Origin of the sequence: Mesorhizobium cantuariense, assembly GCF_042647205.1 — a bacterium.
In the GTDB taxonomy this organism is placed as follows: domain Bacteria; phylum Pseudomonadota; class Alphaproteobacteria; order Rhizobiales; family Rhizobiaceae; genus Mesorhizobium; species Mesorhizobium cantuariense.
The window spans coordinates 4974375-4988704 of sequence record NZ_JBHRVD010000001.1 but is presented as its reverse complement, the minus strand read 5'-3'; the positions used below and the strand labels follow the sequence as shown (position 1 = coordinate 4988704).

Below are 14330 nucleotides of genomic sequence, written 5' to 3'. Positions count from 1 at the left end.
CAATGCACTTTGACGGTGCGCGTGCCGGCCATCAGGCTCAGCGTTGCGGCACCACGAAGGGCAGACCAAAAAATCGAAGCGGGAAAAAACCCGGACCGTCCCTGGTCAGCCCTGCAAGCAAGCTCGCAGGGCAGAAATCGGGCCACGCTGACGATGGTGACGATGAAACGTAAACACGTGAGCCCTCCTTTCAAGACGTTCGAGTGTGAGGAGCGATTACATCAAAGGCAGGGCCGATGGCAAGTGGGCGGTCTACCGGTCTAGGAGGGGCGATGCGCTGAAGCTGCCAATCTCCCCCCTCGTGGGGGAGATGTCCGGCAGGACAGAGGGGGGCGCTGCCTCGCCGGCGTTTCGAACGAACTACTTCCCCGGACGCCCCGTCTTGCCCGGCCGGCGCTTTTCGCGACGGGCGTCGCTCGGGTCTTCGTAAGAACCGATGCCGGCGCGCTGGCGAACGATTGGTTTGCCGTCGTGTTCCTTCGCGCCCCCCTCTGTCCTGCCGGACATCTCCCCCACGAGGGGGGAGATCGGCTGCGGCTTGGCCGGCACTTTTCCCTCGACCGGCTTTTCCGTCCGCCGTACAGTCATCTCATCAAGCGTATTCTTCTTGAACAGCGGTTTGACCGGTTCGCCGGGAATGCCGAAGTCGGAGCCGTGCGCCTCTTCGGCGGACTGTTTCTTGAACAGCGAGCGCGACACCGCACCAGCCGGCGTCGGCATGTCGGTGCCCGGGCCCATGGCGTCGAGCGAGGGTTTCGAAAACAGCGGCTTCTTCACCGGCACCGCTCCGTCGGCGCCCATCTCGTCGAGATCAGGTTTGCGGAAGAGGTTGGGCCGGGCAGCCTTGGCCGCCTCTTCGGCGGCACGCGCTTCGTCGAACTTGCGGAAACGCTCCTGTTCCTCTGCTGTCCGATGTTTGGCCACGCCCTTGTTATGCTTGCCCTTTTCGCGGCCTGAGGCGGGACTTTCCATGTCGGCATATTTGGCCAGCGGATCTTCGGAGATGGACAATTCCATCTCGCGCAGCCGCTTGATCTCGTCGCGGATGCGGGCTGCCTTCTCGAAGTCAAGATTGGCGGCAGCATCGCGCATCTGTTTCTCCATCGCGTCGAGATGGGCCTTCAGATTGTTGCCCATCATGGCGCCGGCGCTGTCGGTGAACTGCGAAATGTCGGCGCGGACATGGTCCTTCTCGTAGACAGAATCCAGAATATCGGAGATGCGCGACTTGACCGATTCCGGCGTGATGCCGTTGGCCTCGTTCCACTCCACCTGCTTTTCGCGGCGGCGGTTGGTTTCGGCCATGGCCCGTTCCATCGAGCCGGTGACCTGGTCGGCATAGAGGATGACCTTGCCATCGACGTTGCGGGCGGCACGGCCGATGGTCTGGATCAGCGAGGTTTCCGAGCGCAGAAAACCTTCCTTGTCGGCATCGAGAATGGCGACGAAGCCGCATTCGGGAATGTCGAGGCCTTCGCGCAGAAGATTGATGCCGACCAGCACGTCGAAGGCGCCGAGGCGCAAGTCGCGCAGGATCTCGATACGCTCCAGCGTGTCGATGTCGGAGTGCATGTAGCGGACGCGGATGCCTTGCTCGTGCAGATATTCGGTCAGGTCCTCGGCCATGCGCTTGGTCAGCACGGTGACCAGCGTGCGGTAGCCGGCCTTGGTGGTGTCGCGGATTTCACCGACGACATCGTCGACCTGGCTCTTGGCGGGGCGCACCTCGACCGGCGGATCGATCAGCCCGGTCGGACGGATGACCTGTTCGGCGAAGACGCCGCCGGCCTGCTCCATCTCCCAGCCGCCTGGCGTCGCCGAGACTGCGACGGAGAGCGGGCGCATGGCGTCCCATTCCTCGAAGCGCAGCGGCCGGTTGTCCATGCAGGACGGCAGACGGAAGCCGTATTCTGCCAACGTCGCCTTGCGGCGAAAGTCGCCGCGATACATGCCGCCGATCTGCGGCACGGTGACATGGCTTTCGTCGATGAAGACAAGCGCGTTGTCGGGAATGTACTCGAACAGCGTCGGCGGCGGATCGCCCGGTTGGCGGCCGGTGAGATAGCGCGAATAGTTCTCGATGCCGGCGCAGGAGCCGGTAGCCTCCAGCATTTCGAGGTCGAAGCGGCAGCGCTGTTCCAGCCGCTGCGCCTCCAGCAGTCGGCCGGCGCGTTCGAGTTCGACCAGCCGGTGCTTGAGCTCTTCCTTGATCGACTTGATCGCCTGGTTCAGCGTCGGGCGCGGCGTCACATAGTGCGAATTGGCGTAGATCTTGACGCTTTTCAGCTCGCCGGTCTTCTGGCCGGTCAGCGGATCGAACTCCGTGATCTGCTCGATCTCGTCGCCGAACATCGAAATGCGCCAGGCGCGATCTTCCAGGTGGGCCGGGAAGATCTCGATCGTGTCGCCGCGCACGCGGAACGAGCCACGGACGAAATTGATGTCCTGCCGCTTGTATTGCTGCGCAACGAGATCGGCGAGCAGAGCGCGCTGGTCGAGCCGGTCGCCGATCTGCATCTGGAAGGTCATCGCCGTGTAGGTTTCGACCGAGCCGATACCGTAGATGCAGGACACCGAGGCAACGATGATGACGTCGTCGCGCTCGAGCAGCGAGCGCGTTGCCGAGTGGCGCATGCGGTCGATCTGCTCGTTGATCGAGGATTCCTTCTCGATGAAGGTGTCGGTGCGCGGGACGTAGGCTTCCGGCTGGTAATAGTCGTAATAGGAGACGAAATACTCGACGGCGTTTTCCGGGAAGAATTTCTTGAACTCGGAATAGAGCTGTGCCGCCAGCGTCTTGTTCGGCGCCAGGATCAGGGCAGGGCGCTGCGTCTCCTCGATCACCTTGGCCATGGTGAAGGTTTTTCCGGAGCCGGTGACGCCGAGCAGCACCTGGGTGCGGTCATTGTTGTCGACGCCTTCGACCAGATCCTTGATGGCGGTGGGCTGGTCGCCGGCCGGCTCGAAGTCCGACACCATCTTGATGGCGATGCCGCCTTCGGATTTTTCGGGGCGGGCAGGGCGGTGCGGCGTCCACAGCACGCCGTCCTTGTGCAGCGGGTTGCCGGATTCGATCAGCGCCGACAGCGCGGCGACGGTAGCGGTGACGCTGCCCGAGGCCATCGTCTCCGCGTCTTCCAGCGAGATGTCGAGACCGGCGACCGGATTGAGGCCGGCTGCCGTGCGCTCCCTGGCCGTTGCCGCGCCACCCATCGAGGTGCCGCGCGAGCTGCGCCCCGGCGAGCTTGAGCGTTCGGGTATCTTCTTCGACTTGGCGCTTTCCCTCCCCCCTGAGGGGAGGGTGGCGGCGGAGCCGCCGGGTGGGGTCGGTTCGACCGGGTTCGACGTCCTGGTGGTGCCTTCTGTGACGACCCCCTCTGTCGCCTTCGGCGACATCTCCCCCTCAAGGGGGGAGATTCGGCGCCCGTCTCGTTCGGCTTCCTGCTCGATCTGCTCGGCCCAATCCGCGATCGAACCGGTCAGCGGCGTGCCCGAGAGCTCCGGCTGCGGCATCTCGGCGAAGCCGCCTCTGTGCAGCGGCTCAGAGGCATCGAGGAAATCGGTCAGCGGACTGCGCCGCTTCGGCGCGGCGCGGTCGTCATTCGCCGTCGGCGGCGCTTTTTTGTCGGGAGATTTGGCCATGTCCCGAATATGGGATTTCCTGGCCAAAATGGAAAGAGTGGGATGAGGTGAGGCGCCTCGCCGGATGCGGCTCCTGACAGAAGGCTGTCAGGAGGAGACGGTGGTTGCGTGCCTGCCCAGAAGGATCAGGCGCCGCGTGCGTTGTCCGCCGCCACACGGGTCGGCGATCCGTTCAGGCGCGGCACTACCACGAGGCGCTTGATTTTGCCCTTCTTGAAGGCGGCGAGGAAGCGCGCATAGTCCTTGAAGGCGACGCAACCGCTCGACTGGGCGTAGCGGCCCCGAAGCAGGTAGGTATGGGCTAGAAACCCGTCGCGATTGTATTTGTTGCGGCCATCGACCGGTGTCAGGCGCAAGGCCTCCACACCATGAAAGCGCGACTCGCGCAGCGACAGATTGTAGGTGTTGGGCGGTGTCGGTCCGCGGTTCTTCTGGTTGGCATAGCGCGGCTGGTCCGTCATGGCGCCGATGCCCGAATGCGCCTCGAGCCTCGAGCCGTCAGGCATGTAGACGGTGCCGGCGCTGATGTCGTAGACGGCGACGCCATTGCCGGCTCCGCTCCTGGACCCCGGCGAGTTGAACAGGTTCCTGAATGCCTTGCCAAGGCCGCCCGAAGGCGCGTCGGGCTTGGCATAGGCCAGAACGTCGCCGCCATCGGCCGGCCGTCCGTTCCGCGCCGGCTTTGCCGTTTGGGCCTGCTGGACCGTCTCACGCGCCGGCTTCGGCTGCTGGACGGGCTTGGACTGCTGCTGCATGATTTTGGGCTGCTGCGGTGCGTCGAATTGCGGGCGGCGGGTCGGCAACGGCACGTCGTCGGTGAGCGCGTCCGGCAGCGAGGCGGCATCGCCGGGTTGGTCCTGCTGGGTTTCGACGGGCGAAACCGCGACGTCAGCCGGCGATTCCTCGATCGGCAGCGGTGAGGCAAACGCCTCGTCGTCGACCGGCAGCGACTGCACGAGGGCCAGCGCCAACTGCGAATTGTCCGGCGTCTCGGCGTCCGACTGGGCAAAGCCCGTCGGTTGCGGCGCGGTCTGCACGACCACTGAGCCGGTATTCAGCCGGGCGAAGCGTTCCGCCGCCGGAGCCGGCATGTCATCCGACAGGCTGGCCATGACCTGGACGGATGGCACCAGCGACGCCTCGGTAATTTGCGGCGCGACACTGGAAATGACCGGAAGTGCGGGGGAAATGACCGGAAGTGCGGGTGTGTTGGCTGCCAGGGCAGGCTTGCCGGCACTCGCGAAGACAGCGGCGAGCTTCATCGGCGACAGCGACGCTTCCATGCGTTCGAAGCGTTCCTGCGATTTCGACTTTGCAACGGTGGGTACGGGCTTTGCCCGCGCCACAAGGCGCGCGGATTTCTCCGCCAGAGGGCTCACCTCAGCCAGTTTGAAGCAACTGGCGCCGCATTGCACGGCATGGTCATGCAGCGCCTGAGCGCCGCCATGGGCATTGGCCAGCACGAAGGGTGCTTTCAAGAAATGCTGTTTCAGCGGATCGACAAGGGCGAGCGATCCCGACATCGACAGCGTCTGCGGCAGGCCACCCGAGGTCGCCGAGAGCGAGGCGCCGACGGAGCTGAGCCCGGCCATGGTGCCGATCAGCCACAGGCCGATGGCGGTGCTGACGCACGGCACGGCGGCCCAGCGGACGATCCGGCCGGTGTTCAAGGAAGAGGAGCGCGGCGCATCGACGAACTCGCCGCCCTCACGCTGTTCCCAGATTTTTTTGTGTTTACTCGACAACGCCATGCAACCAATCTTGCTCCAATCGGTTTCCCCCGTACGTGGCCTTGAGAGCCGCGACGACCATTCTGTGAGTGATCCCAGGTGGTCCCCGACGCGTTTGCCGCGCCCGTCGTTGGTTGCCGATTGCTTCAAAATATGGACAAAGTTGGTTAATCAATCCCTCTCAAAACCAACGACGAGATGTGGATTTGGGCCAAATCAGGCTTCGTCCACGGCCAGGAAAGTGGTGTTGTCGCCCTTCCGACCTTGTTTTGCTGCCTGTTTTTGACGGCCGAGTCAAGCAAAACAGGCCTTGCTAATTTTTACACAGCGCCTTCCAGCGATAAATGCAGCGAGCGACTGCCGACAGGAATTGCCTAAAAAGACGCCTGTCTCCGGCAAAACTGTTGCCTGCTCGCCACGATTTCCCCCGGGACGGCCGCCTCAAACAGCCTCTCCTTCAGTTGAACCAAAGCGCAAACGTCAAAAACCCGCCGCCGCCGAACTGGCGCTGGATCTGATCGAAATCGCTGCTGGTTACGATCTCGCCGCTTTCGAGGTAGGGCGCGATGGCCGGGCCGGTGATCGACAGCACCAGGTCGAAGTTTTTTGGGTCATCGAAGAAACGCTTCATGTTGATGCCCTGGCCGGTGCTGGCGGTGATGCGGAAATGCGGCAGCAGTTTGCGGCCTTCCAAAAGATCCTCGGCCATGGTCAAGGTGGCGAGCCAGGCCTGGACCTGCTCCTCGCCGACTTCGAGGCCGGTGAGCGGGTTCTCGCCCTTCTGTTGCGGTCCCGGCAGCCATTCGCGGTCATTGTCGGTCTCGGCGCGGATCGCCTTCCAGTCCTCGCGCGACAGCCGGATCATTTCCAGCAGATGGCGGCGCGCCGCTTGCCGGCGCTCCGGCTCGACCACCGGCCAGTTGATGAGATGCACCATCGAGATGAAATCGGCGATGCGCCATTCCGAGGAGAAGATGCTGCTGCCCATGTCGCCGGCCGGGGGCACGAGAATATCCTGCAACGGCAGCTTGGCGCGCGGGAACAGCATGTGGAATGAGCCGTCGAAGGTGCTCCTGAAATCATGCGCCAGCCAGAAATCGGCCTGCGCCATCAGGAATTCTGCATAGCCCTGCAGCCAGAAACCGTCGGCGCGGTCGAAGCGGAATGTCAGCATGGGGACGGCGTCGTCCGACGAGATGCCGCCGCGTGACAACGAGGCGATGATCGCCGCCATGCTTTCATCCGGCGCGATGGTGCCGTCCTCGTTGAGGTCGATGCCGGTGTGGGTGAGGTCGATGACCATGCCGATATCGGCGTTTGCCGGCACCGACGCAAACGTGGCGGCGGATTTCTCCAGCCGGTCGCGGAAGCCGACCAGGATGGTGCGGAACTGCTCATAGGTCAGCGGCTCGGGATTGGGATTGTCCGGCACTGGCAGCCGCATCAGCGGCAGCATGAAGGATTGCGGGCTTTCGAAACCATGGCGGTGCAGGCCGCTGGCCAGCATCTCCAGCGCGGTGAAGAACTCGCCGGCCCCGGCGGCGTAGGCTGATGCCGGGTCTTTTGGCGCGGCGGCCTCCAGTGTCGACAGGACGCTGTTGCGCGCGGCCACGGTCTTCGCCTCGAACAGCGCGGTTGCCGCTTCGGGCATTGCCGCCGACGCGGAAGACAGCGGCACAATCAGCATGAAAGCGGATGTCAGCAGGCTTGCCAGTCGTGTCATCTTTTCCCCCAAAAATTTGTCGCGCAGGCAAATATACACCATTTGCAGCGTCGCGCTTCAACCCGCCCCGCGGACGGTCTACACAGGGCAAACAATTGGGCGCCGCGTGTCGAATTATCCGCTTTCCTACAAGCTGTCCTGGCTGCCGCGTTTCGTGAAGCCGTCGCTCGTCGGCGACGCACGAGACTTTGCGCCGATGGCGGGAACGCTGATGGATCCGCCGCCGAAGCGGGCGGTGCGGCTTGCCTTCGTTGGCGACATCTCGGCGGTGGCCAACCGCAGCGCGCCGGACTGCGATCCGGAGATCAAGGCGCTGCTCGGTGCTGCCGATCTGGTGATCGGCAATTGCGAAAGCCCGGTTGTGGACAGACCAAGGGCGATGCTGGGCACGAGGCTCGGCACGCATCATGCGATGAGCGAGCGTTTTCTTGATGGGGCGTTGGCGGCGGTCGGCATCCCGCGTGAAAAACTCGTGCTGTCGCTGGCCAACAACCATGTGCTCGACCAGGGCATCGCCGGTTTCGACGAGACGGTGGCAGCGTTGCAGCGGCTCGGCATCCGTACGATCGGCCTGGTAGCCAATGGTCCGGTGGTGCCTGTCCAGGTCGGACCGCTTGATATCGGCTTTGCCGCCTTCACGCTGTGGCGCAACGCCGATGAAAGCGTGTTTACCAGGCGCGTATCGATGAGCAGCGATCCGGCACACTGGCCGCGCGATGGTCTCGATCTTCTCTGCGCCGTGCCGCATTGGGACTGGGAGTTCCGGCATTTTCCGCGCGACGAGACCCGAGCGCTGGCCAGGCGGCTGGCCGGGCAGGGCGTCGGCTTGATCGCTGGCCATCACGCCCATGTCGTGCAGCCGGTGGAAAAGATCGACGGGACAATCGTCGCCTATGGGCTCGGCGATTTTCTCGGCACCGCCCTTGCCCGCCAGCCATGGCCGGGCCGCATCGGCGGCATTCTCATTGTCGATGTCAGTGCCGATGCAGGCTCGCGGGGCGCCATTGCGTCTTACCGGCTGCATCCCTTTATGCGGCTGCGCGACGGCGACCATGAGCGGCTGCTGTTGGTGGAAGGGGTGGAGGGGCGAATGCGCGGCAAGGTCGAGGGGCGGCTGAGAGCGATCTTTCCTTCTTCTTCAAGCGAAGAGGGCGTCACCGCTTAACCGTCTGGCGGCCCCTGCAAAACCGACTATCATGCGACGGCAGAGGCAGGCTTGCGGGGGTGGCGGTGGAAACAGCGGATTTCATGCCTGGAGAGGCGGTGATTGCCGGTATCCGGAAAGACATCGAGACCTATGAGGCGGCGAGGGCTTCGGCGGTCCGGCAGGTGCGCTGGCGGGTGCCGGTGTTCGTCGGACTGGTGCTGGTGGCCGTGGTGCTGGTCGCCTGGCTGTTCAACAAGGTTGCCGACCCCAACGAGCAATGGGTCTCGACGCCGCATGTGTTCCTCTATGTCATCGGCTTCGCGGCTTCGATCCTGCTCTACTTCCAGGCCAGGAAGCCGGCGACGCGGCTGCAACAATCATTCCGCGAGACGCTGCTGCCGATCATCTTCGGCTTCATCGCCGACATGCGCTACCAGCACGGCGTGACGCCGAATTCCTTCGACCGGTTGCCGCGCACGGCGGTCGGTCCTTTCAACCGGCAGGCGTTCGACGACATCGTAGCGGGCCGCTACGAAGGGTTTCCGTTCGAGCTCTACGAGGCGCATCTGCGGGAAGGGTCGGGCAAGGGCTCGTCGACGGCCTTCCAGGGCGTCATCGTCGCTTTCGAGACCATCGCGCCGTTCCCCGGCATATTGGTGGCGACGCGGCGGACCAACGCTGTCATCAGCTTCTTTCGCGGCATGTTCGCCAGCAAGCTGCAAGAGCTGTCCAGCGGCGACGCGGTGCTCGACGCCGCCTACGAGTTCCGCACCGACAATGTCGGGGCGGCACAGAAGCTGGTCAGCGGCCGGCTGGCGCAGGCGCTGAAATGGCTTGGCGAAACCTGGCCGGACGATCCGGCCCGCGTCGCGCTCAACGGCAGCGATGGTTTCCTGCTGCTGCCGCAGACGAAGAACTTCTTCGAGCTGCCGGATATTTCGGTGCCGCTCGACTACACCACGCATGTCGCGCCGATGATATCAGACATGGGCGCGATGCTGGCGACAGCAGCGCTGGTGCGCAAGATTGGCGCGAAAGACGAGGAGGGTTAATCGGGCCGCGTTGTCAGCAGTCGAAGCCGTATTGGTCGCGCATGGTGTCCGTCTCCTCTTTCGACATTTTGTTGAACATCACACCGACGGTGAAGCTGCCGACCTGGCGCCCGTCGCGTCTGTATCCCCAGTCGGAAACATCGTCCCTGGTGAATTCTATATTCTGGCCGAGGACGACATTGCGCACTGCCTCCGGCTGGTTTGCCAATATGCCGACAAATCCGGTTTCCGTGCGGCGGAACGGGATGACCCAGAAGTGCTCGCTGACATTCCCATCGCGCACCTCGACCTTCAATTTGAACCTGTCCGTGCCCGAGGGCGGTGCTTCGGCCAGGGCCAGGAACTCATCCAAGCTGGCATGCGCCTTCGCAGTCGCTACCGCCATCTCGGGATCGTCCCTGGCAAACATAACCGTTTTGTCGTCGTTCGGATCCGTGGCTTGTGCGCCGGCCAATCCCGGAGCAAGCGCGAGCATCAGGGACATCATGGTCCGGAATGCAAGCTTCATGGAAGGCCCCCCTTCATCGTAACGGTCGACACCATCCTGCATCCATTCCCGGTTTGCAACCGGAGCGCGAGTTTCATCCACTTTGGAGTGGCGGTTTTGAACTGATCCATGAAACAAAATGTGTACCGAAGACTGGTCGGCAGTCTGTTTCGTGATGCCGCCCGAGACGGATTGCGGCGGCCGCGCCGTGATCGAAACCGCCCGCCACAATCCGGCTAAACGACTCTTTTCGCGGACAGAAGTGCGCTCATTGGAGGAGTCGAAGCGGCCTGAAATGATGTCGGCAGCAAGCAATGTGTCGGAATTAAGCCTATGATATTGTTCGCGAAAATTCACTCAACGTGATTTGCGGAGGGACAGCTTTCCGTACCAGTTTCGAGCCGTCCGGTGCTGTCGCTTCCCAAGGCGGCGGTCCCGGAAAAGTGAAACAGCACGGAGTGCTTACCAATGAAGAAGACCCTCGCAACCACCGCCGCTCTGCTCGCCTTCCTCGGCACCGCTTATGCCGCGACCGTTCAGGGCACCATCCAGGCCGTCGACCCGACGACCAAGTCGATCACCCTCGACGACGGCAAGATCTACCAGCTGTCGCCGGAAGCGACGATCGGGAAACTGAAGGTCGGCGCTAAGGTGGCGGTGACTGTCGATGACAAGACCGGCATCGTGACGTCGATCAAGAAGGCTTCGTAAGGCGTGAGCGTCGTGCGTCAGCAGACCTGCTGACCGAACTTTCAGACCCTGTTCCACTCCTGGCCGGTCCCTTTGGGGATCGGCCATTTTCATGCTTCGTCTCCCAATGCCAGGCGAGTTGGATGAGGTCTCCCGGCTGGACATCCCATGGATGGCTGGCGGAACGCCGTCCCGGCACCATCGCTATGGTTTTTGCCAGGAAGCCGCGCTATCCCTTGGCCAACGGGGGATATTCATGGCTGACGAACAAAAAAGGTTTCGCCTGTCGCGGCGGCTGCTGCTGGGTGCGGCTGTCGTCGGCGGCGCGGTGCTGTGGGGCGGCACCACGGTGGCGCGGCTGGCGCGCGGACCTTCGGGACCAAAGAACGCCGGCCGGATTGCCGATATCGATGGCATCGCGCTGCCGTTGAAGCCGCTGGAGAATGCGCCGGCCTTCGATCCTTCGCTGCCCTGGTCGGCAAAAGGCGGCGACATCAACGATGCCAGCGGCCTGTCGATAACGCCGGTCTACGGCGTCGTCGAGGTCGGTGAGGAGGAGCACATCGCCAAGGCGCTGGCCTTCGCGCGCGCCAATGGCTTGAAAGTCTCGCTGGCCGCCATCCGCCATTCGATGGGCGGGCATGCCTTCGACGACAACGCGCTGGTGCTCGACCTCAGAAAGTTCAACAAGGTGACGGTGGATGCGGCGGCGAAGACCATGACGCTGCAGCCGGGCGCGCGCTGGCACGACATCCAGAACCTCTTGCATCCGCACTTTGCGGTGAAGGCGATGCAGTCGACCGACATTTTTTCGGTCGGCGGCTCGCTGTCGGTCAATGCGCATGGCATGGACCATCAGGCGGGTTCGGTGGCAAGCTCGATCCGCTCAATGCGGGTGATGCTGGCCGACGGCTCGGTGACGACCTGCTCGCCCACCGAGAACGCCGATCTGTTCCGCCACGTCGTCGGCGGCTACGGCCTGTTCGGCGTCGTGCTGGAGGCGACGCTCGATATCGTCGACAACGCCGTCTACCGCACCTCGCGCGAAATCATCAAATCGGACGATTTTCCGAAATTCTTCGCCGAGGTGCTGGAGCCGAACAAGGAGATCGGCCTGTTCTACGGCCATCTGTCGACGGCGCCGGGCAATTTCCTCGAGGACATGATCGTCTACCGCTATGACAAGGTGGCCGACCAGCCGCCGGCCGACCAGCCAGCGATTGGCGAACCGGGATCGGTGGGGCTGAAGCGGGTGATCATCAATCTGGCGAAATGGGGTAGTCTGTTCCAGGAGCTGAAATGGTTCACCGAAAAGACGCTGGAGCCAAAATTCGAAAGCTGCACGGTGGCGCGCACCTCGGCCATGGCCGAGGGCGAGGCCTGCCTCGTCACCCGCAACAATCCGATGCACGATTCGGTGCCCTATCTCTTCAACGATCAGATGGATGAGACCGACATCCTGCACGAATATTTTATTCCGCGCGCCGCCTATGTCGAGTTCATCACGGAAGCCCGCGAGATCCTGCGCAACCAGACGCTGCCGGTGCTCAATGCCTCGGTGCGCATAGTCCACAAGGAGGATGTGGCGCTGACCTACGCGCCGGAACCGGCCTATTCGCTGGTGCTCTACATCAACCAGCCGACCGACGCCGACGGCAATGCCAGGATGCGGGCGCTGACCCGGGCGCTGATCGACGTGACGATCAAGCATGGCGGCCGGTTCTTCTTGCCCTACCAGCTGCATTATACGGCCAAGGAGTTGCTGGCCTCCTATCCCGAGCTGCCGGCCTTCCTGGCGGCGAAGCGGCAATATGACCCGACGGAACTGTTTTCCTCGACCTTCTACCGTGCCATCAAGGCGCTGAGCGGGGTGGCATAAAAAGCAGGAGAACAAGCCATGCGGATGGTATCAGCGGCGGCACTCACCCTCATCGCGCTGTGCGCTGGACCGGCCGGAGCCGAGGATCTCAAGGCCTTCAAGCTGACCATCGACGGCGTGACGGTCGATATCGATCCCGGCGAAAGCGTTGATGTGACGCTGCCCGGCGGCAAACAGAGCAAGGTGACGCTCGAGCGCAACGACTTCGCTACCTTTTCCGGCAGCGATTTCTCCTTCGTCCATCCGAGCAACATTTCGGTGACCAAGACCGATCTCGGCGATGATATCACGCAGTATCTGATGGCGTCGGCGCTGGGCACGATCGTCGTCGTGCAGGAATATGGCAAGATGAATCCGGTGTCGCTCAACCAGCTGATGCTGCAGGAGATGACCAAGGAATCGGTGCAGGCCGGCGCCACGCTGACGCAGGAGCCGACGACGCGCAAACTCGCCGACGGCAAGGAATTGACCGGCATCCGCGCTGAGGTGAAGACACGCTCCGACACCGCCGATTTCGAGATCGTCGGCTTCGGTCTGGCCGATCGGGGGCTGCTGTTCATCACCCGCATTGCCGGCGAGGATGCAGCGACCGAAAAGCCGTTGATCGACAAGTTCTGGCAGAGCCTGAAGGTGAAGCTGTAGGAGACCAGGGTTGCGTCTCAGCTTGGATTTCGGCCGCGGGGCCACACTTTTGCGCAACTGTGGTCCAAGTTATTCTGACGATCCGGATGTTGGAGATATTACAGCATGGCGAAGCTCATTTTCAGAATGAATCAGTCCCTCGACGGCTACGTCGACCACCAGAAAATGCCGTCAGGCCCCACAATCTTTCGTCACTGGATAGAGCAAGTGCGCAACTTGAGCGGCAGTGTGTATGGTCGCGGCATGTACGAGGTCATGCGTTATTGGGACGTAGACAGTCCTGAGTGGAGCGCGGAGGCGCACGAATTCGCGGCGGCGTGGCGGAGCCAACCGAAATGGGTTGTGTCGCGCTCGCTGAAGTCGGTCGGCCCCAACGCCACACTTGTCGAGGATGACGTCGAGGCGGTGATACGTGGGCTGAAGGCAGAGCTCGTCGGGGAGATTTCAGTTTCTGGACCAAACCTGGCACGAAGCCTGACCGACCTTGGTCTTATCGATGCGTACCAACTCTACCTCCATCCGTTCGTGCTTGGTCATGGCAAGCCATTCTTCGCCGGCCCCCGGCCGCCGCTTCGCTTTGTGGCCAGCGACCTGATTGGCGATGACGTGATTAGGTTGACCTATGTTCCTGCCTAATCTCGGACACCAGGTGCGATGATAGGATGCCGCGCTTGCATGTTGCGGTCGTCAAACCGAGACGCTAGCGGGACTACAGCCCCTTCGGCACCAAGCCGGCCAGCCAGTTCACAGAGCGTTTCGCGGCGTCGGCGGTCGCCGAGGCGGCGCGGCCAAGATCGGTCTTGACCACCGCGTAGCCGTTCTTGGTGCGATACAGCACACCGGTTCCGCCATCGACCACTTGTTCATAGGCGACCGGCCGCGCGGCGTCCGCTTCCATGGCCGTCGTCGGCGAACCGACCGAGACGCTCGGCCGGTGGCTCAGTTCAGGCGGCAACGGGCTTTCGGTTCTAACCACCCGGCTGGCGGGCTTCAGTTCCGGGCGCGACGCGGTCGCGGCGAGTTGCGAGGAGGACGACGAGCCCTTCGTGCGGCAGATGCCGGAGACGAGCGGATAGTTGAAATTGCGCTCGTGCAGCATCTGGCTTTTCATCGCTGCTTCGCACTCGGCGACCGTCGACCACTTGGCCGGTGTCTCGCCGATATATTCGCAAAGCTTGGCGTCGCAGTCGCAGCCGACGATGGTCATGGCGACAAGGGCGGTCTTGATCACGGTCTTGTCCCTTCGAGATGCCCCCGGGCAACCCATCCATTCTTTCGCGCGCGAACAAGGCGGGATTTGGCCGCGATTGTGAAATGAGCGTGGCGGCGCGCCAAACA

At 62.9% G+C, this 14330-nt stretch carries 11 protein-coding genes; 6 read left to right on the top strand and 5 right to left on the bottom strand.

Annotated elements, in window-relative coordinates; translation table 11 throughout:
* Positions 1-360: 360 nt before the first annotated feature.
* The 3 genes from uvrB to ACFOJ9_RS24330 form a co-directional block, all read right to left on the bottom strand.
* The gene (gene uvrB / locus ACFOJ9_RS24340) at positions 361-3642 is read right to left on the bottom strand and encodes an excinuclease ABC subunit UvrB (RefSeq protein WP_378982077.1); all 3282 of its coding nucleotides are present in this window, start codon (positions 3640-3642) and stop codon (positions 361-363) included.
* A gap of 125 nt (positions 3643-3767) precedes the next feature.
* Positions 3768-5393, bottom strand: coding sequence for a DUF2778 domain-containing protein (locus tag ACFOJ9_RS24335; RefSeq protein WP_378982075.1), 1626 nt, complete (start codon positions 5391-5393; stop codon positions 3768-3770).
* Between the two features lie 436 nt (positions 5394-5829).
* Positions 5830-7095, bottom strand: a complete 1266-nt coding sequence (locus tag ACFOJ9_RS24330; protein WP_378982073.1) for a hypothetical protein — start codon at positions 7093-7095, stop codon at positions 5830-5832.
* Between the two features lie 106 nt (positions 7096-7201).
* On the opposite strand from ACFOJ9_RS24330, the gene ACFOJ9_RS24325 reads away from it, so the two are divergent.
* Together ACFOJ9_RS24325 and ACFOJ9_RS24320 are read left to right on the top strand one after the other, a co-directional pair.
* On the top strand, positions 7202-8260 hold the full coding sequence (locus ACFOJ9_RS24325) for a CapA family protein (protein WP_378982071.1): 1059 nt from the start codon (positions 7202-7204) through the stop codon (positions 8258-8260).
* A 65-nt stretch (positions 8261-8325) separates the two neighbouring features.
* Complete coding sequence (locus ACFOJ9_RS24320) at positions 8326-9294, top strand: hypothetical protein (RefSeq protein ID WP_378982069.1); 969 nt, start codon at positions 8326-8328, stop codon at positions 9292-9294.
* A 13-nt stretch (positions 9295-9307) separates the two neighbouring features.
* On the opposite strand, the gene ACFOJ9_RS24315 is transcribed toward ACFOJ9_RS24320, so the two are convergent.
* Positions 9308-10138: a YegJ family protein gene (locus ACFOJ9_RS24315; protein WP_378982067.1), complete on the bottom strand. Its 831-nt coding sequence runs from the start codon at positions 10136-10138 to the stop codon at positions 9308-9310.
* Between the two features lie 111 nt (positions 10139-10249).
* Between ACFOJ9_RS24315 and ACFOJ9_RS24310 the strand changes: the two genes are divergently transcribed.
* The 4 genes from ACFOJ9_RS24310 (at position 10250) to ACFOJ9_RS24295 (ending at position 13628) form a co-directional block, all read left to right on the top strand.
* Positions 10250-10492: a DUF1344 domain-containing protein gene (locus ACFOJ9_RS24310; protein WP_013530037.1), complete on the top strand. Its 243-nt coding sequence runs from the start codon at positions 10250-10252 to the stop codon at positions 10490-10492.
* A gap of 235 nt (positions 10493-10727) precedes the next feature.
* Positions 10728-12350, top strand: coding sequence for an FAD-binding oxidoreductase (locus ACFOJ9_RS24305; RefSeq protein WP_378982065.1), 1623 nt, complete (start codon positions 10728-10730; stop codon positions 12348-12350).
* Between the two features lie 18 nt (positions 12351-12368).
* Positions 12369-12992 carry a hypothetical protein gene (locus ACFOJ9_RS24300; RefSeq protein WP_378982063.1) on the top strand — a complete coding sequence of 208 codons (624 nt, stop codon included), beginning with the start codon at positions 12369-12371 and terminating at the stop codon, positions 12990-12992.
* 105 nt (positions 12993-13097) lie between these two features.
* A complete protein-coding gene (locus ACFOJ9_RS24295; protein WP_378982061.1) occupies positions 13098-13628 on the top strand; it encodes a dihydrofolate reductase family protein in 531 nt (176 codons plus the stop codon).
* Between the two features lie 73 nt (positions 13629-13701).
* Here ACFOJ9_RS24295 and ACFOJ9_RS24290 read toward each other — a convergent pair whose 3' ends face one another.
* The gene (locus ACFOJ9_RS24290; protein ID WP_023809774.1) at positions 13702-14223 is read right to left on the bottom strand and encodes a hypothetical protein; all 522 of its coding nucleotides are present in this window, start codon (positions 14221-14223) and stop codon (positions 13702-13704) included.
* Positions 14224-14330: the final 107 nt, after the last annotated feature.

Coding starts and splice junctions, on each gene's coding strand:
- ACFOJ9_RS24305 (WP_378982065.1), top strand. CDS start 10,728: ATGGCTGACGAACAAAAAAGGTTTCGCCTGTCGCGGCGGCTGCTGCTG.
- ACFOJ9_RS24310 (WP_013530037.1), top strand. CDS start 10,250: ATGAAGAAGACCCTCGCAACCACCGCCGCTCTGCTCGCCTTCCTCGGC.
- uvrB (WP_378982077.1), bottom strand. CDS start 3,642: ATGGCCAAATCTCCCGACAAAAAAGCGCCGCCGACGGCGAATGACGAC.
- ACFOJ9_RS24300 (WP_378982063.1), top strand. CDS start 12,369: ATGCGGATGGTATCAGCGGCGGCACTCACCCTCATCGCGCTGTGCGCT.
- ACFOJ9_RS24335 (WP_378982075.1), bottom strand. CDS start 5,393: ATGGCGTTGTCGAGTAAACACAAAAAAATCTGGGAACAGCGTGAGGGC.
- ACFOJ9_RS24330 (WP_378982073.1), bottom strand. CDS start 7,095: ATGACACGACTGGCAAGCCTGCTGACATCCGCTTTCATGCTGATTGTG.
- ACFOJ9_RS24295 (WP_378982061.1), top strand. CDS start 13,098: ATGGCGAAGCTCATTTTCAGAATGAATCAGTCCCTCGACGGCTACGTC.